Source organism: Streptomyces sp. NPDC017202 (assembly GCF_044331705.1).
Taxonomy (GTDB): Bacteria; Actinomycetota; Actinomycetes; order Streptomycetales; family Streptomycetaceae; genus Streptomyces.
Genome location: NZ_JBIRNP010000015.1, coordinates 64528 through 81938, shown reverse-complemented (window position 1 = coordinate 81938; position 17411 = coordinate 64528). Strand labels below are relative to the sequence as shown.

The following is a 17411-nucleotide window of genomic DNA, read 5'->3' as shown; positions in this document are numbered from 1 at the left end:
GGGGGTGCGCCGCTTTGGCGAGGTCGGCCACGGGCCGGCCACGGTCTGCGGGGGTCCTGCGACGGTCCGCCCGCGGCTCACCGCCCGATCCGCCGCAGGACCAGCCACAGCGCCCCCAGCAGCAGCACGCCCAGGCACCAGCTCGCCACCACGTCCAGGGGCCAGTGGTAGCCGCGCCGCACCAGACCGAAGGAGACGGCCGCGACGAGGACGACGGCCGTGGCGGCGGCCGTCCGGCGGGCGGGCCGGGAACTGAGCCGGGGCAGCAGGACGAGCACGGCCGCCCCGTAGGCCACGGCCGCCGTCGCGGTGTGCCCGGAGGGGTAGTACCCGGTGGCCGGCGGCACGGCGGGCGTGCCCGGCCGGTCCGTCCACTCCTTCAGCGGTACGACGATCAGCGGCACCATCACCATCAGCGCCGCCCCGGCGAGGGACGGCAGCCACCACCGCGGCACGCCCGCGGACCGCGCCCGCCCGGCGGCGTACCCGGCGACCAGTACCAGCACCGGGACCGCGATCTGCACGTCGCCCAGGTCGGCCAGCAGCTCGGCGCCCCGGTCGGGGTGCACGAGAGCCCGGCTCAGGCGCGCGTCCAGGTCCAGCAGGGGCCCCTCGGCGGCGACCTGCCAGGTGATCAGGACGAACAGCAGCACGGGCAGACCGAACAGCAGCGTGCCCCGGGCGGCGCGTCCGGGGACCGGTGGCACCGGGGCGCCCTCGGCCTCCGGCTGGGAGCGGGTCGACATGGGCCCAGCTTGTCAGGAACGGGTGCCGGTCCGGTTCGGCCGCCTGATCCGGGACGGGGCAGAGAAAAGGACCCCGGGTGTGAACCGGGGTCCGCGGGCAGTGGCTTGTTCGCGAGAAGCCTCCGCCCGAGAGGAGCGAGAAGTCCGAGAGGAGCGAGAAGGAGGTCGGCCGCCCCGGAACCGGGGGGATGATTGCGGGGCGGCCGTCCGGATCGGGATGCCGCGCGCCCCGGGGGGTCTGGGGCGGGCGGCCGTCCGATCGGTGAGGAGATCCGGAGCGGGAAGCTCCGGCCGTGTGCGCGAGGCACGACCAGGTCGAAGCCGGGGAGGCCCCGTCCTGGGTTCGCCCACAGTCCCCTGTGGGCGGGGTGTATCTCTCATCTGGGAAGAACCTACGGCAGCAACCGGCGGGACGACAGACGCATCCCCCTCCCGCCATCCACCCCGCACACCTTCTTCACACGCTCTGCCCGGCCCGGAATTCCGTGGCTCCCGGACCGGACGCACAGGGCCCGCTCGGACACGGGCGACGGCCCTCCCGGACCGGGGGCGACGCAGCTTCCGGTCCGGGGGGCGACGCAGCTTCCGGTCCGGGGGGCGACGCAGCTTCCGGTCCGGGGGGCGACGCCCCCCGGACCGGGGGAAGCGACGGCCCGCTCAGACGCCGGCGAAGGCCTGCTCGATGATGTCGAGGCCCTCGTTCAGCAGGTCCTCGCCGATCACCAGCGGCGGCAGGAAGCGCAGCACGTTGCCGTAGGTGCCGCAGGTCAGGACCAGCAGGCCCTCCTGGTGGCAGGCCTTGGCGAGCGCGGCGGTCGCCTCGGGGTTCGGCTCCTTCGTCGTGCGGTCCTTGACCAGCTCGACGGCGATCATCGCGCCGCGGCCGCGCACGTCGCCGATGATGTCGAACTTCTCCTGCATGGCGGTCAGGCGGCCCTTCATGACCTCCTCGATCCGCTTCGCCCTCGCGTTGAGGTCCAGCTCCTTCATCGTCTCGATGGAGCCGAGCGCGCCGGCGCAGGCGACCGGGTTGCCGCCGTAGGTGCCGCCGAGGCCGCCCGCGTGGGCGGCGTCCATGATCTCGGCGCGGCCGGTGACGGCGGCGAGCGGCAGACCGCCCGCGATGCCCTTGGCGGTGGTGATCAGGTCGGGGACGATGCCCTCGTCCTCGCAGGCGAACCACTGGCCGGTGCGGCAGAAGCCGGACTGGATCTCGTCGGCGACGAAGACGATGCCGTTGTCGGCGGCGAACTGGCGGATCGCGGGCAGGAAGCCCTTCGCCGGCTCGATGAAACCGCCCTCGCCGAGCACCGGCTCGATGATGATCGCGGCCACGTTGTCCGCGCCGACCTGCTTGGAGATCTGGTCGATGGCCTGCGCGGCGGCCTCGGGGCCGGCGTTCTCGGCGCCGGTCGGCCAGCGGTAGCCGTAGGCCACCGGCACCCGGTAGACCTCGGGCGCGAACGGGCCGAAGCCGTTCTTGTACGGCATGTTCTTGGACGTCAGCGCCATCGTCAGGTTCGTCCGGCCGTGGTAGCCGTGGTCGAAGACGACGACCGCCTGGCGCCTGGTGTACGCGCGGGCGATCTTGACGGCGTTCTCGACGGCCTCGGCCCCGCTGTTGAACAGCGCGGACTTCTTGGCGTGGTCGCCCGGGGTCAGCTCGGCGAGGGCCTCGGCGACCTCGACGTAGCCCTCGTAGGGGGTGACCATGAAACAGGTGTGGGTGAAGTCGGCGAGCTGCGCGGCGGCCCGGCGCACGACGGCCTCGGCGGAGGCGCCGACGCTGGTGACCGCGATACCGGAGCCGAAGTCGATCAGACGGTTGCCGTCGACGTCCTCGATGATGCCGCCGCCCGCGCGCGCGGTGAACACCGGCAGCACAGAGCCCACGCCCTGCGCGACCGTGGCGACGCGGCGGGCCTGAAGCTCCTGCGACTTCGGGCCGGGGATGGCGGTGACGACGCGGCGCTCCTGCGGAAGTGCGGTCATGGGGGCTCCCTGATGATCTTGCGTACCGGGCGTACCGGGGTGCGTCCGCACGGACGCACAGGTCCTTTTCTCGCAGGTTAGGTCGGGGAAGGGGGTGCGGGCATGCTCCATGTGGGCGTTGTCGGCGGCGCCCGTTGTCCGTCGTGGACATAGCCGCTCGGGGGTCCGCCGCCGGCGCCCGGCCGCGTAAGCGGTGAACTCCCCAGGCGGGGGCGTTAGATTGACTCGGCGATGGTGGACGGAGCGGCCGGTCAGGGGGCAGGGGCGATGGACAGCGACGGGACGCAGGACGCGTGGGGCACGCAGGCGAATCCCGTGCCGCGCCCGGCGGTGCCGCCGGGGCGCCCCGCCGGCCCTCCCGGTGTGCCGCCCCGGCCGGGCGAGGCCCCGCCGCTGCCCGCCGGTGCTCCGCCCCGGCCGGCCGGTGAGCCGTCGGTACCGCACCCCGGCGGGCCGGGCGTCCGGGCCTCCTCGGCGGTCGCGGCGTGGCTGGACGAGCCCCGTGCCGCCGCCCGGCCGGGCGTCTGGCGGTTCGGGTACCGGCCGCCGAAGGACGCGCAGGCGAGCGAGCGGCTCGCGCCCGTCACCGTCGTCGGCCTGCTCATCCCGCTGGTGGTGGCGCTGGTGCTGTGGTCGCTGTGGCGCCGGGGCGGCCTGCCGTACCAGTTCGCGCCGTTGCGGCTGTTCACCCCGGACGACTGGTGGTGGGGCGGCACGATCGCCTCGCCGAGGACCATGGAGGGCGCCGAGGCCCGGGTGGTGTACGACGGCGTCTTCTTCGCCGTCCTGGTGTACGCCATGGGGCGGCTGGGCAGCTGGCCCGACGTCGTACGCCACTTCGTCGGCCGTCGGCCGCAGCCCGCGCGGGCGCTGCTCGGGCTGCTGGGCGCCCTGGTCGCGCTGAGCTTCGTGTTCCCGAGCGCCTTCCCGGGAGTGGGCTGGGACCCGCTGCCCGTCGTCGACCCGCTGTTCTCCCTGGTCGCCCTGATCGCCGGCGGCTACGACCTGTTCGCCTCCCCGCTGTTCACCGACACGCTGTACACCGTGATCACCCTGCTCGTGGTGTGGCCGTTCGCGCGGGTCGGCGGCTGGTGGCCGTACCTGAGGAAGCGGCTCGCCGCCCGGCGCGCGGCCGCCGGCCCCCGGGCGCCCGTTCCCGTCGAGCGGCCGCGTGCCGCGTGGCCGGAGCTGCGGGACGCCGGGCAGCACGAGGCGGCCGACGTGCTGACCGCCGAGGTCGCGGCCGGGCGGATGAACGACGTCGACTGCGCGCGCGTCACCCGCGCCTGGACGACGGGCCGTGCGGACTTCCGCGAGACCGTGCTGCGGCAGGCCGGGGCCGCCTGGACCCACCCCTCCGGCTCCCGCGACCTGCCGCGGCGCACCGGGCGCCACGACCTGCTCGCGCACCAGGTGCGCATCGGGCGGTGGGTGGCCGCCGAGCGCGCCCCGGCGGCCTACCACGACGCGGGCGCCGCGCTCGGCCTGGACGTGCTGGGCACCTCGCTGCTCGCGGTCGGCCCGTCCGGCTCGGGCAAGACGCGGACGCTGGTGGAGCCGGTCGTCGAGGCGCTGGCCCTCCAGGCGCTCACCGGGTCGTGCGCGCTCGTCGCCGTCTCCTCTGCGGGGAGCCCGCTCGCCTCCGACTCCGCCTTCGACGTGATCGTCCGGATCGGGGACCCCGCGTCGGTGCACGACCTCGACCCGTACGCCGAGTCCGACGACGCCGACGAGGCCGCCGCCGTCCTCGCCGAGGCGCTGGTGGGCGACCTCGACACGGTGGGCGCCCAGGGCGCGGCCACCGCCCTCGCCCAGCTCCTCGGCCCCTACCGGGCCGTGCACGGCCGCTTCCCCCCGCTGCCGGTCCTGCGCGAGCTGCTGGAGGGCGAGCCGACGGCGCTGTCCGCGCTGCGCGAGGCCGTGGCCGGGGACGAGGTCATGCGCCGCGAGCTGGACGCGCGCGTCCGGCAGACGGGCGCGCCCGGCGACCCGGGCCGGGCCCTCGCCGACCGGCTGGCGCTGCTGAACCGGCCGGTCCTCACCGGTTTCCTCGGCGGGAACGGCGGTGCCGACGGGAACGGCGGTGCCGGCGGGAACGGCAGTGCTGGCGGGGCACCGGGCGGAGCACACCGGGCGTTCTCCCTGCGGGCCGTCGCCCACCATCCGCTGCGGGTGCGCGTGGATCTGCCCGAGCGCGGCCACGAGGAGGCCGGCCGGCTGATCACCCGGCTGGTCCTCGCCCAGTTCCACACGGTCGTGCGGGAGGCGGGGCGCGCGCACTTCGCCGCCCTGGTCCTGGACGACGCGACGGGCGCGGTGACCACCGGGTCGGTGCGCCGGATCCAGCGGCTGCGCTCGCAGAACGCGGGCGTGCTGCTGTCGCTGCGCACGGTCGCCGACGTGCCCGAAGCCCTGCACGGCCCGCTGTACGGGGCCGTCGGCTGCCGGATGGCGTTCTCCGGGATCACCACCTGGGACGGCAGCCGGTTCGCGCAGACCTGGGGCACCGAGTGGGTGGAGACGACGGAGGTCGCCAAGCACACCGTCTTCGCCGACCAGCCGATGACCCGGGCCCTGCACGCCCTGCGGAAGCTGGTCACCGGCAAGGCCGTGACCACGGACGCGGTGACCGTGCGCCAGGTGGAGCGGGAGCGGTGGTCGGCGTCGCAGCTGGCGCACGAGGTCCCGCCGGGGCACGCGGTGCTGTCCCTGACCACCGTCGGGGGCGAGCACGCGCCGCCGCTGCTGGTGGATCTGCGCGGCTGAGCGGGTCCCCGGGTCCGCGTGGGTCCGCGCGGGCCCGCGCGGCGGAAACGAGGCGCGGGACACCCCTCCAGTGAGGCAGAATCGACATGACCGCTTCATACGAAGCGGCCAAAAGATCACCGGTCGATCGCCCGCGCGCCCGCCTCTGACCTGAAGGTCCCATGCCCCCCACGCTCGCCTCGCTCGTCCACCACTCCGCGCTGAAGCTGACCGTGCGGGCGGGCGGGGACCGTCTGGACGTACCGGTGCGCTGGGCGCACGTCAGCGAACTCGCCGACCCCGTGCCGTACATGGAGGGCGGGGAGCTGCTGCTGATCACCGCGCTGAAGCTGGACGCGGAGGACCCGGAGGCGATGCGGCGCTACGTGCGGCGGCTGGCCGGGGCCGGGGTGGTCGGGCTCGGCTTCGCCGTCGGCGTCAACTACGAGGAGGTCCCCCGGGCCCTCGTGGACGCGGCCGAGGAGGAGGGGCTGCCCCTGCTGGAGGTGCCCCGGCGCACGCCGTTCCTCGCCATCAGCAAGGAGGTGTCGGCGGCGATAGCCGCCGACCAGTACCGCGCGGTGACGGCCGGTTTCGCGGCCCAGCGGGAGCTGACCAGGCAGGCGTTGACGGACGGCCCGGAGGGCCTGCTCGCCGCGCTCGCCTCCCAGGTCGACGGCTGGGCCGCGCTCTACGACGCCTCGGGTGCCGTCGTCGCGAGCGCGCCGGAGTGGGCGGGGCGGCGGGCCGCGCGGCTCACGGCGGACGTGGAGCGGCTGCGGGAGCGTCCGGCGCCGGCCTCGGCGGTGGTCGGCGGGCCCGAGCACTCCGACCACGACGACCGGGTCGAACTGCACTCCCTGGGCACCGGCCGCCGCCCGCGGGCCGCCCTCGCGGTCGGTACGGCGTCGACGCTCGGCACGGCGGAGCGCTACGCGGTCCACTCGGCGATCGCCCTGCTGACCCTCACCACGGAACGCTCCCGCCCGCTCCAGGCGGCGGAGCAGCGGATCGGGGTGGCGGTGCTGCGCATGCTGCTGGCGGGCGAGCCGGACCACGCGCGGGCCGTCGCCGGTGACCTGTACGGGGGTCTGCTGGACGCCCCGTTCCGGGTGCTGGTGGCCGAGCCGGCCTCCGCGCGGGCCCATGCCGACGCCTCCTCGCACGCGCGCGTGCCCGGCTCCGCCGACCGGGGCGGGGACCCGCTGGGCCGGCTCGCCGAGGTCGTGGAGTCGGCGGCGGCCCGGTCCGGGGAGACCGTGCTGGTGGTGCCCGAGGGCGAGCGGCTGGTGGTGCTGGCCGCCGACGGGGGCGCGGCGGCCGCGGCCGCCGCCTCGTACGGGGCGGCGCTGGAGGACGCGCGCGCGTCCGGGGCGGAGGGCGAGGACGACGAACTGGTCGTCGGCCTGTCCGCGCCGGCCGGTCCGACCGCCGCGGCGGCCGCGTACAGGCAGGCCGAGCAGGCGCTGTCGGTGGCGCGGCGCCGGGGGCGGGTCCTGGTGGAGCACGAGCGGCTCGCGGCGGGCTCGGTCCTGCCGCTCCTCGCGGACGACGCGGTGAAGGCCTTCGCCGACGGCCTGCTGCGAGCCCTGCACGAGCACGACGCGACGGGCCGGGGCGACCTGGTGGCCTCCCTGCGCGCCTGGCTCTCCCGCCACGGCCAGTGGGACGCCGCGGCGGCCGACCTGGGCGTCCACCGCCACACGCTCCGCTACCGCATGCGCCGCGTGGAGGAGATCCTGGGCCGCTCCCTGGACGACCCGGACGTACGGATGGAGCTGTGGCTGGCCCTCAAGGCGACGGCACCGCAATAGCGCCGCGCGCCGCGCCGGCCGCACGGGCGGCCGTGTGAGGAGCGGGCGGGCGCGGGTGGCCGGCATGGAGCCGTGCGGGCACGGGGGAGCCGCGTGAGGAGCCGTGCGGGTCAGCCCGCCTCTCCCCCGACGGGGCCCGCCGCCACCTCGTGCATGGCCAGTTCGAGGAGGGCCGGGTCGGTCAGGGTTCCCGAGCCGTCCGGCGGCACCAGCCAGCGGACGCCTCCGGTCGTGCGGCCCGGGTGGGGCACGACGATCCAGGTGCCCGGGCCGGCCGTGCGGATGCCGGTGCCGATCCAGCGGGCGGCCGTGCCCGGCGGCACGAGGAAGCCCACCCGCCGGTCGCCGAAGCCGGCCAGTACGGGGCCGGGCCGGTCGAGGACGCGGGTGAGGACGTCGAGCGTGGGAAAGCCGAGTCCGCCCGGCAGGATGAGCACGTCCCAGGCCCTGCCCGCGGGCAGGAGGGCGATCCCGAGCGGGTTGCGCCTCCACTGCCGACGGCAGACCTCGGGATCCGGTGCGACGGATGCCAGCCACTCGACGGCCGTCTTCGTCCCGGCCATGGGGACCTCCCTGTGTCTCGTCGACGCGTGCGCGTCACGAGGGAGAGGGAGGTCCCCGGCCGGCATTACGCGGGTCGGGCGTCCTCGTCGGAGTGAATCGCAGTGAACCGGCGTGAACCGGCGTGAACCGGCTCACGCCGGCGGGAGCGTCAGCTGTCGAAGCCGAGCCCGAGCCGGTCCATGGTCCGCAGCCACAGGTTGCGCCGGCCGCCGTGCGTGTCCGCCCGCGCCAGCGACCACTTGGTGAGCGCGATGCCGGTCCAGGCGAACGGTTCGGGCGGGAAGGGCAGCGGCTTCCTGCGGACCATCTCCAGCGAGGTCAGCTCGGTGGGCTCGCCCGCCAGCAGGTCGAGCATCACCTCGGCGCCGAACCGGGTCGCGCCCACGCCGAGCCCGGTGTAGCCGGCGGCGTACGCCACCCTGCCGTGGTGGGCCGTGCCGAAGAAGGCCGAGAAGCGCGAGCAGGTGTCGATCGCGCCACCCCACGCGTGCGTGAAGCGCAGCCCCTCCAGCTGGGGGAAGCAGGTGAAGAAGTGTTCGGCGAGTTTGGCGTACGTCTGCGGCCGGTCGTCGTACTCGGCGCGCACCCGGCCGCCGTACGGGTAGATCGCGTCGTAGCCGCCCCACAGGACGCGGTTGTCGGCGGAGAGCCGGAAGTAGTGGAACTGGTTGGCGCTGTCGCCGAGGCCCTGCCGGTTCCTCCAGCCGATCGCGTCGAGCTGCCCGGCGCTCAGCGGTTCCGTCATCAGCGCGTAGTCGTAGACGGGCACGGTGTAGGCGCGGACCCGTCTGACCAGGTTGGGGAAGACGTTCGTGCCGAGCGCGACCTGCCGTGCGCGGACCCGCCCGTACGGGGTGCGGACGGCCATCCCCGCGCCGTACGGCTTCAGCGTCAGCGCGGGGGTGTGCTCGTGGACGCGGACGCCGAGGCGCAGGCACGCCCGCTTCAGGCCCCACGCGAGTTTGGCCGGGTGGAGCATGGCCACGCCGCGGCGGTCGTACAGCCCCGCCCGGAAGGTGGGTGAGTCGACCTGCTCGCGCACGGCGTCGCCGTCGAGGAACTCGATGCCCCCGGCGAGGCCCCTGCCCTCGATCTCCTCGTACCAGTCGCGCAGTTCGCGTGCCTGGTGCGGTTCGGTCGCCACGTCGATCTCGCCGGTGCGCTCGAAGTCGCAGTCGATGCCGTACCGGGTGATCGCCGCCTCGATCTCGTCGAGGTTGCGCGCGCCCAGTTCCTCGAGCCGGTGGATCTCCTCCGGCCAGCGGGTCAGTCCGTTGGCCAGGCCGTGGGTGAGGGAGGCCGCGCAGAAGCCTCCGTTGCGGCCCGAGGCGGCCCAGCCCACCTCGCGGCCCTCCAGCAGCACCACGTCCCGCTGCGGGTCGCGTTCCTTGGCGACCAGCGCGGTCCACAGTCCGCTGTACCCGCCGCCGACGACCAGCAGGTCGCAGGTCGTGGCGCCGGTGAGCGCGGGCTCGGGGCGGGGCCTGCCCGGATCCTCCAGCCAGTACGGGACCGGCCGCGCCTCGGCGAGCGATGTCGTCCAGTGATGGTCTCTGTCACGGCTCATGGCGCCAGGGGCCATGATGTCAACTCCCTACGGCGGGCTCTCGACGGGGCGGGAAGGCGAGGGCTTACGCCTTCTGCCTCTTGCGGCGGTTGGTGACGGCCATGGAGGTCAGCACGAGCAGGACGGCGATGAGGAACATGGCCGTGCCGACGACGTTGATCTGGACGGGCGTTCCGCGCTGCGCCGAGCCCCAGACGAACATGGGGAAGGTGACGGTCGAGCCCGCGTTGAAGTTGGTGATGATGAAGTCGTCGAAGGAGAGCGCGAAGGCGAGCAGCGCGCCCGCGGCGATCCCCGGTGCGGCGATCGGCAGGGTGACCCGCAGGAAGGTCTGCAGCGGGCCGGCGTACAGGTCCTGGGCCGCCTGTTCCAGCCTCGGGTCCATCGACATGACGCGTGCCTTGACGGCCGTCACGACGAAGCTGAGGCAGAACATGATGTGGGCGATGAGGATCGTCCAGAACCCCAGCCGCGCACCCATGTTGAGGAACAGGGTGAGCAGCGAGGCCGCCATGACGACCTCGGGCATGGCCATGGGCAGGAAGATCAGCGAGTTCACGGCGCCGCGCGCGCGGAAGCGGTAGCGGACGAGCGCGAAGGCGATGGCCGTGCCGAGCGCGGTCGCGCCGAGGGTCGCCCAGAACGCGATCTGGAGGCTGAGCGACAGCGATCCGCAGAGTCCGGAGACCCCGCACGGGTCCTTCCAGGCGTCCGTGGAGAACTGCTGCCATTCGTAGTTGAAGCGCCCCTTCGGCTTGTTGAAGGAGAACACCGTGACGACGACGTTGGGCAGCAGCAGATAGGCGAGCGTGAAAAGGCCCGCGATGACGACGAGATTCCTCTTGAACCAGTTGACGAAGGGCATTTCAGACCAGATCCTCCGTCCCCGACCTGCGGATGTAGAAGGTGACCAGGAAAAGGATCGCGGCCATGAGGAGGAAGGAGAGGGCCGCGGCCGTCGGATAGTCCAGCACCCGCAGGAACTGCGTCTGGATGACGTTGCCGATCATGCGGGTGTCGGTGGAGCCGAGGAGTTCGGCGTTGACGTAGTCGCCGGACGCCGGGATGAAGGTCAGCAGGGTGCCGGAGACCACGCCCGGCATCGACAGCGGGAAGGTGACCTTGCGGAAGACGGTGACGGGTCGGGCGTACAGGTCGCCGGCCGCCTCGTGCAGCCGTCCGTCGATGCGCTCCAGCGAGGTGTAGAGCGGCAGGATCATGAACGGCAGGAAGTTGTAAGTCAGACCGCAGACCACGGCCAGCGGTGTGGCCAGCACCCGGTCCCCCGAGGTCCAGCCGAGCCAGCTCGTCACGTCCAGCACGTGCAGCGTGTCGAGGGCGCCGACGACGGGCCCGCCGTCCGAGAGGATCGTCTTCCAGGCGAGGGTGCGGATCAGGAAGCTGGTGAAGAACGGCGCGATCACCAGGACCATGATCAGGTTGCGCCAGCGGCCCGCGCGGAAGGCGATGAGGTAGGCCAGCGGGTAGCCCAGCACCAGGCACAGGATCGTCGCGGCGGCCGCGTAGAGGACCGAGCGCAGGAACTGCGGCCAGTAGTCGCCGAGCGCGTCCCAGTAGGTCGCGAAGTGCCAGGTGACCTTGTAGCCCTCTTCGAGGGAGCCCGTCTGCACGGACGTGGAGGCCTGGTAGATCATCGGCAGCGCGAAGAAGACCAGCAGCCAGAGCAGGCCGGGCAGCAGCAGCCAGTACGGCGTCAGGCGGCCGCGCCTGCGGGGCGGCTTCTTCTGGGGCGCCGTCGGGGAGAGCGGCGGAGGCGCCTCCGTGAGCGTCGCCATCAGAGCGCCGCCTCTTCTTCCAGGCCCGCGTCGATGTCCTGCGTCGCGTCCAGTCCGAAGGTGTGGGCGGGGCTCCAGTGCAGGACGACCTCGGCGCCGGGGACCAGGCGGGTGTCGCGGTCGACGTTCTGGACGTAGACCTCCAGCTCGGGGCAGACGGCGCTGTCGACGACGTACTGCGTGGAGACGCCGATGAACGAGCCGGCGGCGATCGTGCCGGTGACGCGGTTGCGGCCCGCCGGGATCTCGCCCGCGTCGTCGGCGTGGGTGAGGGAGATCTTCTCGGGGCGGACGCCGACCAGCACCTTGCCGCCGGTGGTGGCCGGTGCGGCGCAGCGGGCCCCGGGCAGCACGAGCTTGCCGTCGCCGGCCCTGAGCACGATGTCCTCGCCGCTCCTGGAGTCGACCTCGGCCTCGATGAGGTTGGAGGTGCCGAGGAAGTTCGCGACGAACGTGCTGCGCGGGTTCTCGTACAGGTCGGCGGGCGAGCCGAGCTGCTCGACGCGGCCCGCGTTCATCACGGCGACCGTGTCGGCCATCGTCATGGCCTCCTCCTGGTCGTGCGTGACGTGCACGAAGGTGATGCCGACCTCGGTCTGGATGCGCTTGAGCTCCAGCTGCATCTGGCGGCGCAGCTTGAGGTCGAGGGCGCCGAGGGGCTCGTCGAGGAGGAGCACCTTGGGGTGGTTGATGAGGGCGCGGGCCACGGCGACGCGCTGCTGCTGGCCGCCGGAGAGCTGGTGCGGTTTCTTGCGGGCCTGCTCGCCGAGCTGGACCAGCTCCAGCATCTCCTCGACCTGCTTCTTGACGCTCTTGATGCCGCGCCGGCGCAGGCCGAAGGCGACGTTCTCGAAGATGTCGAGGTGCGGGAAGAGGGCGTAGGACTGGAAGACGGTGTTCACGGGCCGCTTGTAGGGCGGGAGGGCGGTGACGTCCTGGTCGCCGAGGTGGACGGTCCCGGACGTGGGCTCCTCCAGGCCGGCGATCATGCGCAGGGTGGTGGTCTTGCCGCAGCCGGAGGCGCCGAGCAGGGCGAAGAAGGAGCCCTGGGGGACGGTCAGGTCGAGCGGGTGGACGGCGGTGAAGGAGCCGTAGGTCTTGCTGATGCCGGACAGGCGGACGTCGCCGCCGGCGTTGGTCGTCGTCTTCATCTCGTCACGCCCCAGTGAGCTTCGCGAACTGCGCTTCATAAGCCGTCTCTTCCTTCGCGCTCAGCGAGCGGAAGGCGTGCGACTTGGCCTGCACGGCCTTGTCGGGGATGATCAGCGGGTTGTTCGCCGCGTCCTCGTCGATCTTCGCCAGTTCGTCCTTCACGCCGTCGACGGGACAGACGTAGTTGATGTAGGCGGCGAGTTCGGCGGCCGGCCGTGGCTCGTAGTAGTAGTCGATGAGCCGCTCGGCGTTCGTCTTGTGACGTGCCTTGTTGGGGATCAGCAGGTTGTCGCTGGACGTCATGTAGCCGCTGTCCGGGATCACGAAGTCGACGTCCGGGCTGTCGGCCTTGAGCTGGACGACGTCGCCGGCCCAGGCGATGCAGGCGGCGAAGTCGCCGCTGGTGATGTCCGAGGTGTAGTCGTTGCCGGTGAAGCGGCGGATCTGGCCGCTGTCGACGCCCTTCTGGAGCCGGGCGACGGCCGCCGCGTAGTCGTCGTCGGTGAACTTGCCCGGGTCCTTGCCCATGTCCAGCAGGGTCATGCCGATGCTGTCGCGCATCTCGGTGAGGAACCCGACGCGGCCCTTGAGCTTGGGGTTGTCGAGCAGGTCGGAGACGGACTTCACCTCGATGCCGTCGAGCGCCTTCTTGTTGTAGGCGATGACCGTGGAGATGCCCTGCCAGGGGTAGGAGTAGGCGCGTCCGGGGTCCCAGTCGGGGCTGCGGAACTGGCTCGACAGGTTGGCGTAGGCGTGCGGCAGGTGGGACGGGTCCAGTTTCTGGGCCCACCCGAGGCGGATGAGGCGGGCGGCCAGCCAGTCGGTGAGGACGACGACGTCGCGGCCGGTGTCCTGGCCCGCGGCGAGCTGCGGCTTGATCTTGCCGAAGAACTCGTTGTTGTCGTTGATGTCCTCGGTGTACTTGACCTTGATCCCGGTCCGCTTCGTGAACGCGTCGAGCGTCGGGTGGTGTCTGCCCGCCTCGTCGACGTCCATGTACTCGGTCCAGTTGGAGAAGCTGACGGTCTTCTCCTCCGCCGAGTGGTCCTCGGCGGACGTGCCGCCCTCGGTCTTGCCGGCCGCGGGGATCCCGCAGGCGCTCAGCGCCCCGAGACCGCCCAGCGTCAGGGCGCCGCCCGCCGAGGCGCGCAGCAGCGACCTGCGGGTCATGGCCGCCCTGCCGTTGCGGAGACTGCGCCGTATGGCGGCCGCCTGGGGCGGGGTCAGGCGGTCTGGCTCGTACTGCTCCATGCGCGTGGTGCCCTTCCGGGAGGATTCGGCCTGGTCGGCGGCCGGATTCGTGGCTGTGTGACTACCGGTCCCCGAAGACGGTGCGGTGCCAGTCCTTGCGGACCACCGCGGTGTTGTCGAACATGACGTGCTTGATCTGGGTGTACTCCTCGAACGAGTACGCGGACATGTCCTTGCCGAAGCCGGATGCCTTGTATCCGCCGTGGGGCATCTCGCTGATGATCGGGATGTGGTCGTTGACCCACACGCATCCGGCCTTGATCTCGCGCGTCGCCCGGTTCGCCCGGTAGACGTCCCGGCTCCACGCCGAGGCGGCCAGCCCGTACGGCGTGTCGTTGGCGAGCGCGATCCCTTCGTCGTCGCTGTCGAAGGGGAGCACCACGAGGACCGGCCCGAAGATCTCGGACTGGACGATCTCGCTGTCCTGCGCGGCGTCCGCGACCAGGGTGGGGAGATAGTACGCGCCGTTCTCGAGATCTCCCTGAGGGGCCTCGCCGCCGGTCACCACGCGCGCGTGGGCACGCGCCCGGTCGACGAAGGCGGCGACCCGGTCGCGCTGGACGTGCGAGATCAGCGGCCCGAGGTCGGTGCCCGGGGCGAAGGGGTCGCCGAGCCGGACGGTCTCCATGAGGGCGGCCGTCCTCTCGACGAACGCCTCGTAGAGGGGACGCTGCACGTACGCGCGCGTGGCGGCCGTGCAGTCCTGCCCGGTGTTGATGAGCGATCCGGCGACCGCGCCCTGCACGGCGGCGTCCAGGTCGGCGTCGTCGAAGACGACGAAGGGCGCCTTGCCGCCCAGTTCCAGGTGCAGCCGCTTCACGGTGGCGGTGGCGATCTCCGCGACCCGCCGGCCGACGGCGGTGGAGCCGGTGAAGGAGGTCATGGCCACGTCGGGGTGGCCGACGAGGCGCTCGCCCGCTTCCCGGCCGGTCCCGGTGACGATGTTGATCACGCCGTCGGGGATGCCCGCACGGGTCGCCGCCTGCGCGAAGAGGAGGCTGGTGAGCGGGGTGAGTTCGGCGGGCTTGAGCACGATCGTGTTGCCCGCGGCGATCGCCGGGAGGATCTTCCAGGCGGCCATCTGGAGGGGGTAGTTCCAGGGGGCGATGGAGCCGACGACCCCGATGGGTTCGCGCCGTACGTACGAGGTGTGGTCGCCGGAGTACTCGCCGGCCGACTGGCCCTGGAGGTGCCGGGCGGCCCCCGCGAAGAAGGCGGTGTTGTCGATGGTGCCGGGGACGTCGAACTCGCGGGTCAGTTTCAGCGGCTTGCCGCACTGGAGGGACTCGGCGCGGGCGAGGTCCTCGGCCTGTTCGGTGAGGACGGCGGCGAAGCGGTGCAGGGCGTCGGAGCGCTCGCCGGGGGTGGCGCCCGCCCAGGCCGGGAAGGCGGCCCGGGCGGCGGCCACGGCCGCGTCGACGTCGTCCGCCCCGGCGAGTTCACAGGTGAGGACCTCGTCCCCGGTGGCCGGGTCGATCACGGCGTGCGTGCGGCCGGACGTGCCCGCGCGGAGACGGCCCGCGATGTACTGGGCGCCGTCCGCGAAACGTTCCTGTGCGGGAAACCGGCCGAGTGGGTCCGGGGTGGTGCTTCCCGGGTTCTGCATGTCGCTCTCCTCCGCCTTCGCCCCGATGTCCGCGGGGGCGGGTGACGTAGCTCCAGCTTGATTTGAGTGCCGATCCTGACAGAGCAATAGGACTCCAACAAGTGATTCCGTTGTTGCCTTTTGGTTACGCGACGGAATCTGTCGACCAGGTGTCGAGTCGAGCCGGAAAAGGCGAGACGCCCTGTCAGTGGCGCGTGCCACAGTGGAATGCATGGCGAAGATCGATTCCCGGGAAGCCCTGATCAGGGAGGTCCGGACGGGGGCGAGAATCAAGTATCTGCACTTCTGGGGCCACCGCGCGCAGCACGACGGACAGGTGGGCGCGAGCTGCCTGAGCCAGTGGTGGCCGTCCCCGTTCACCGTGGCCGGCGTGGAGTACCGCACGGCCGAGCACTGGATGATGGCCGGCAAGGCACGCCTGTTCGGCGACGCGGAGGCGGAGCGGCGGGTGCTGGCAGCCGATCACCCCTCCGAGGCGAAGAAGGCCGGGCGGCTGGTGCGCGGCTTCGACGAGGCGGTCTGGGAGCGGGAGCGGTTCCGGATCGTGGTCGAGGGCGGCGTCCACAAGTTCGGCGCGGATCCGGAGCTGCGGTGGTACCTGCTGGGCACGGGCGAGCGGGTGCTGGTGGAGGCGAGCCCCGTGGACCGCGTGTGGGGCATCGGCCTCGCCGCGGACGACGGGGCCGCGACGGACCCGGAGCGCTGGAGGGGCCTCAACCTGCTGGGCTTCGCGCTGATGGAGGCGAGGCTGCTGCTGCGAGGGGCCTGAGAGGTCCGGGGCGGGCCCTACGGCGCCACGATGATCAGTACGGCCAGGCCCACCCCGAGGACCAGCCCGGCGGCCCCGCAGATGATGCCGGCCAGGGCCTGGCCCGGGTTCGTGGCCTCGCCCCGGTTGGCCTTGCCCCTGCCGATCAGTCCGAAGATCAGGGCGAGGACGCCCACGACGATCGCGACCGGCCAGAGGCAGAAGCCCACGGCGGCGACGATGCCGAGGACCATCGCCGTGATCCCCATGCCGTTGCTCGGGGCCGGCTGCACGCCGGGCCATCCGTAGAGGCCGGGGGCGCCGCCGTAGCTCGGGGTGGCGCCGTAGCCGGGCGGACCCGGGTGTCCGTAGCCGCCGGGATAGCCGTACGGAAGCTGTCCGGGGCCGTCGGGGGATATCGGCGGCGGCGGCACCGCTCCGTCGGCGGGCGGGGCGAAGGGGCTGGGGCCGCCCGCCGGGCCGGGCGACGCGGTACCGGGACGGGGCGGCGGGAAGGACGCGAACGAGGCGTCGCCCTGCGGGGTGCCGGCCGCGGGGGCCGGCGCCGGGCCGGGCAGCGAGGTCATCGTCTGCTGGTCGTGGACGGAGGGCGGCGCGAGGTCCTGCGGGGTGGGCACCTCGCCGGCGGCGATGATGACGCCGGAGTCGTGGTCCGGGGCCGGGGCGGGAGCGGGCCAGGGGGCGGGGCCGGCGGGGGCCGGCGCGTCCTGCGGGGCGGGCTCCGCCCCGTCCCGGGTGGAGGCGCCGGACGCGGTCGTGGCCTCGGCGGCCGGGCCGCCGGAGGCACTCCCCCCGCCCGACGCGGCCGGCTCGTCCAGGGGTGCGTGGGCGTACTGCGGCCCTTCCGCTCCGTCGGGCACGGAGCCGGGCGCGGCCCACGGGTGGTGGGACGAGTTGTCGGCCGGACCACCGGGTGCGTCGTCGGACATGCGCGGGACCCCCTCTGTCATGCGTCCCGCAATGCTAGTGCCGCGGCAGACAACGTCTGTCCGTCGAGGAGCGGCGTCCGGTGCGTGCTCCGGGGGTCCCCCCGGCCGAAGGCTGGGGGGAGTGCCGGCCGGCCGAAGGCTGGGGGAGTGCCGGCCGGCCGAAGGCTGGGGGAGTGCCGGCCGGCCGAAGGCTGGGGGAGTGCCGGCCGGAAGCCCACGTACGGGACGTACTGGGGCTTTCGGCCGGTGCGGCGAGCGGGCGTGCCGGGCGTCGCGACGGGGCGAACGTCGCCTGTTGCGGCACGAGGACCTGCCCGGCACACCCCGTCGTCCGGCCGGAGGCGGGGCGGGTGAGGCAGCGCGGCAGGGGAAGGGACGGACGGGAAACGGTCGGGCCGGCCGCGAGACCGGACCCCGACGGCACAGGTCACGACGGCGCAGGTCCCGACGCCGCGGGCCAGTCCGGGCCGGTGGCCCGCC

The 17411-nt window shown here is 73.3% G+C and carries 13 protein-coding genes; 3 read left to right on the top strand and 10 right to left on the bottom strand.

The genetic code is table 11. From position 1 onward, the window contains the following. Nucleotides 1–77: 77 nt before the first annotated feature. Nucleotides 78–746, bottom strand: coding sequence for a phosphatase PAP2 family protein (locus ACH4N1_RS25500; protein ID WP_398100392.1), 669 nt, complete (start codon nucleotides 744–746; stop codon nucleotides 78–80). Nucleotides 747–1403: 657 nt separating this feature from the next. Next, complete coding sequence (gene gabT / locus ACH4N1_RS25495) at nucleotides 1404–2738, bottom strand: 4-aminobutyrate--2-oxoglutarate transaminase (protein WP_382787330.1); 1335 nt, start codon at nucleotides 2736–2738, stop codon at nucleotides 1404–1406. A 267-nt stretch (nucleotides 2739–3005) separates the two neighbouring features. Between gabT and ACH4N1_RS25490 the strand changes: the two genes are divergently transcribed. Both ACH4N1_RS25490 and ACH4N1_RS25485 read left to right on the top strand, forming a co-directional pair. Beyond that, nucleotides 3006–5504: an ATP/GTP-binding protein gene (locus tag ACH4N1_RS25490; protein ID WP_398100390.1), complete on the top strand. Its 2499-nt coding sequence runs from the start codon at nucleotides 3006–3008 to the stop codon at nucleotides 5502–5504. A 161-nt stretch (nucleotides 5505–5665) separates the two neighbouring features. Then, nucleotides 5666–7297, top strand: a complete 1632-nt coding sequence (locus ACH4N1_RS25485; RefSeq protein ID WP_398100388.1) for a PucR family transcriptional regulator — start codon at nucleotides 5666–5668, stop codon at nucleotides 7295–7297. 110 nt (nucleotides 7298–7407) lie between these two features. On the opposite strand, the gene ACH4N1_RS25480 is transcribed toward ACH4N1_RS25485, so the two are convergent. The 7 genes from ACH4N1_RS25480 to ACH4N1_RS25450 form a co-directional block, all read right to left on the bottom strand. Continuing rightward, nucleotides 7408–7860 carry a hypothetical protein gene (locus ACH4N1_RS25480; RefSeq protein WP_398100386.1) on the bottom strand — a complete coding sequence of 151 codons (453 nt, stop codon included), beginning with the start codon at nucleotides 7858–7860 and terminating at the stop codon, nucleotides 7408–7410. A 149-nt stretch (nucleotides 7861–8009) separates the two neighbouring features. Then, a complete protein-coding gene (locus tag ACH4N1_RS25475; RefSeq protein WP_398100384.1) occupies nucleotides 8010–9443 on the bottom strand; it encodes an NAD(P)/FAD-dependent oxidoreductase in 1434 nt (477 codons plus the stop codon). Between the two features lie 49 nt (nucleotides 9444–9492). Next, nucleotides 9493–10293 (bottom strand): ABC transporter permease, encoded by an 801-nt coding sequence (locus ACH4N1_RS25470; protein WP_398100382.1) that lies wholly within the window; start codon nucleotides 10291–10293, stop codon nucleotides 9493–9495. A gap of 1 nt (nucleotide 10294) precedes the next feature. Next, nucleotides 10295–11224, bottom strand: a complete 930-nt coding sequence (locus ACH4N1_RS25465; RefSeq protein ID WP_398100380.1) for an ABC transporter permease — start codon at nucleotides 11222–11224, stop codon at nucleotides 10295–10297. Continuing rightward, complete coding sequence (locus ACH4N1_RS25460; protein ID WP_398100377.1) at nucleotides 11224–12414, bottom strand: ABC transporter ATP-binding protein; 1191 nt, start codon at nucleotides 12412–12414, stop codon at nucleotides 11224–11226. Before ACH4N1_RS25460 ends, ACH4N1_RS25465 begins: the two co-directional genes overlap by 1 nt. Further along, complete coding sequence (locus ACH4N1_RS25455; protein ID WP_398100375.1) at nucleotides 12380–13627, bottom strand: spermidine/putrescine ABC transporter substrate-binding protein; 1248 nt, start codon at nucleotides 13625–13627, stop codon at nucleotides 12380–12382. The genes ACH4N1_RS25460 and ACH4N1_RS25455 overlap by 35 nt, the downstream gene beginning before the upstream one ends. Nucleotides 13628–13688: 61 nt before the next feature. Next, nucleotides 13689–15233, bottom strand: coding sequence for a gamma-aminobutyraldehyde dehydrogenase (locus ACH4N1_RS25450; protein WP_398100373.1), 1545 nt, complete (start codon nucleotides 15231–15233; stop codon nucleotides 13689–13691). Nucleotides 15234–15444: 211 nt separating this feature from the next. Between ACH4N1_RS25450 and ACH4N1_RS25445 the strand changes: the two genes are divergently transcribed. Continuing rightward, nucleotides 15445–16002: an NADAR family protein gene (locus tag ACH4N1_RS25445; RefSeq protein WP_398100371.1), complete on the top strand. Its 558-nt coding sequence runs from the start codon at nucleotides 15445–15447 to the stop codon at nucleotides 16000–16002. Nucleotides 16003–16019: 17 nt separating this feature from the next. Here the strand turns inward: ACH4N1_RS25445 and ACH4N1_RS25440 are convergent, their stop codons facing one another. After that, nucleotides 16020–16931, bottom strand: a complete 912-nt coding sequence (locus ACH4N1_RS25440) for a DUF4190 domain-containing protein (RefSeq protein ID WP_398100369.1) — start codon at nucleotides 16929–16931, stop codon at nucleotides 16020–16022. Nucleotides 16932–17411: the final 480 nt, after the last annotated feature.

Excerpts from the sequence above, each read along its gene's own strand:
- ACH4N1_RS25455 (WP_398100375.1), bottom strand. The coding sequence starts at position 13,627 with ATGGAGCAGTACGAGCCAGACCGCCTGACCCCGCCCCAGGCGGCCGCC.
- ACH4N1_RS25460 (WP_398100377.1), bottom strand. The coding sequence starts at position 12,414 with ATGAAGCGCAGTTCGCGAAGCTCACTGGGGCGTGACGAGATGAAGACG.
- ACH4N1_RS25480 (WP_398100386.1), bottom strand. The coding sequence starts at position 7,860 with ATGGCCGGGACGAAGACGGCCGTCGAGTGGCTGGCATCCGTCGCACCG.
- ACH4N1_RS25490 (WP_398100390.1), top strand. The coding sequence starts at position 3,006 with ATGGACAGCGACGGGACGCAGGACGCGTGGGGCACGCAGGCGAATCCC.
- ACH4N1_RS25450 (WP_398100373.1), bottom strand. The coding sequence starts at position 15,233 with ATGCAGAACCCGGGAAGCACCACCCCGGACCCACTCGGCCGGTTTCCC.
- ACH4N1_RS25445 (WP_398100371.1), top strand. The coding sequence starts at position 15,445 with ATGGCGAAGATCGATTCCCGGGAAGCCCTGATCAGGGAGGTCCGGACG.
- ACH4N1_RS25465 (WP_398100380.1), bottom strand. The coding sequence starts at position 11,224 with ATGGCGACGCTCACGGAGGCGCCTCCGCCGCTCTCCCCGACGGCGCCC.
- gabT (WP_382787330.1), bottom strand. The coding sequence starts at position 2,738 with ATGACCGCACTTCCGCAGGAGCGCCGCGTCGTCACCGCCATCCCCGGC.
- ACH4N1_RS25485 (WP_398100388.1), top strand. The coding sequence starts at position 5,666 with ATGCCCCCCACGCTCGCCTCGCTCGTCCACCACTCCGCGCTGAAGCTG.
- ACH4N1_RS25470 (WP_398100382.1), bottom strand. The coding sequence starts at position 10,293 with ATGCCCTTCGTCAACTGGTTCAAGAGGAATCTCGTCGTCATCGCGGGC.
- ACH4N1_RS25500 (WP_398100392.1), bottom strand. The coding sequence starts at position 746 with ATGTCGACCCGCTCCCAGCCGGAGGCCGAGGGCGCCCCGGTGCCACCG.
- ACH4N1_RS25440 (WP_398100369.1), bottom strand. The coding sequence starts at position 16,931 with ATGTCCGACGACGCACCCGGTGGTCCGGCCGACAACTCGTCCCACCAC.
- ACH4N1_RS25475 (WP_398100384.1), bottom strand. The coding sequence starts at position 9,443 with ATGGCCCCTGGCGCCATGAGCCGTGACAGAGACCATCACTGGACGACA.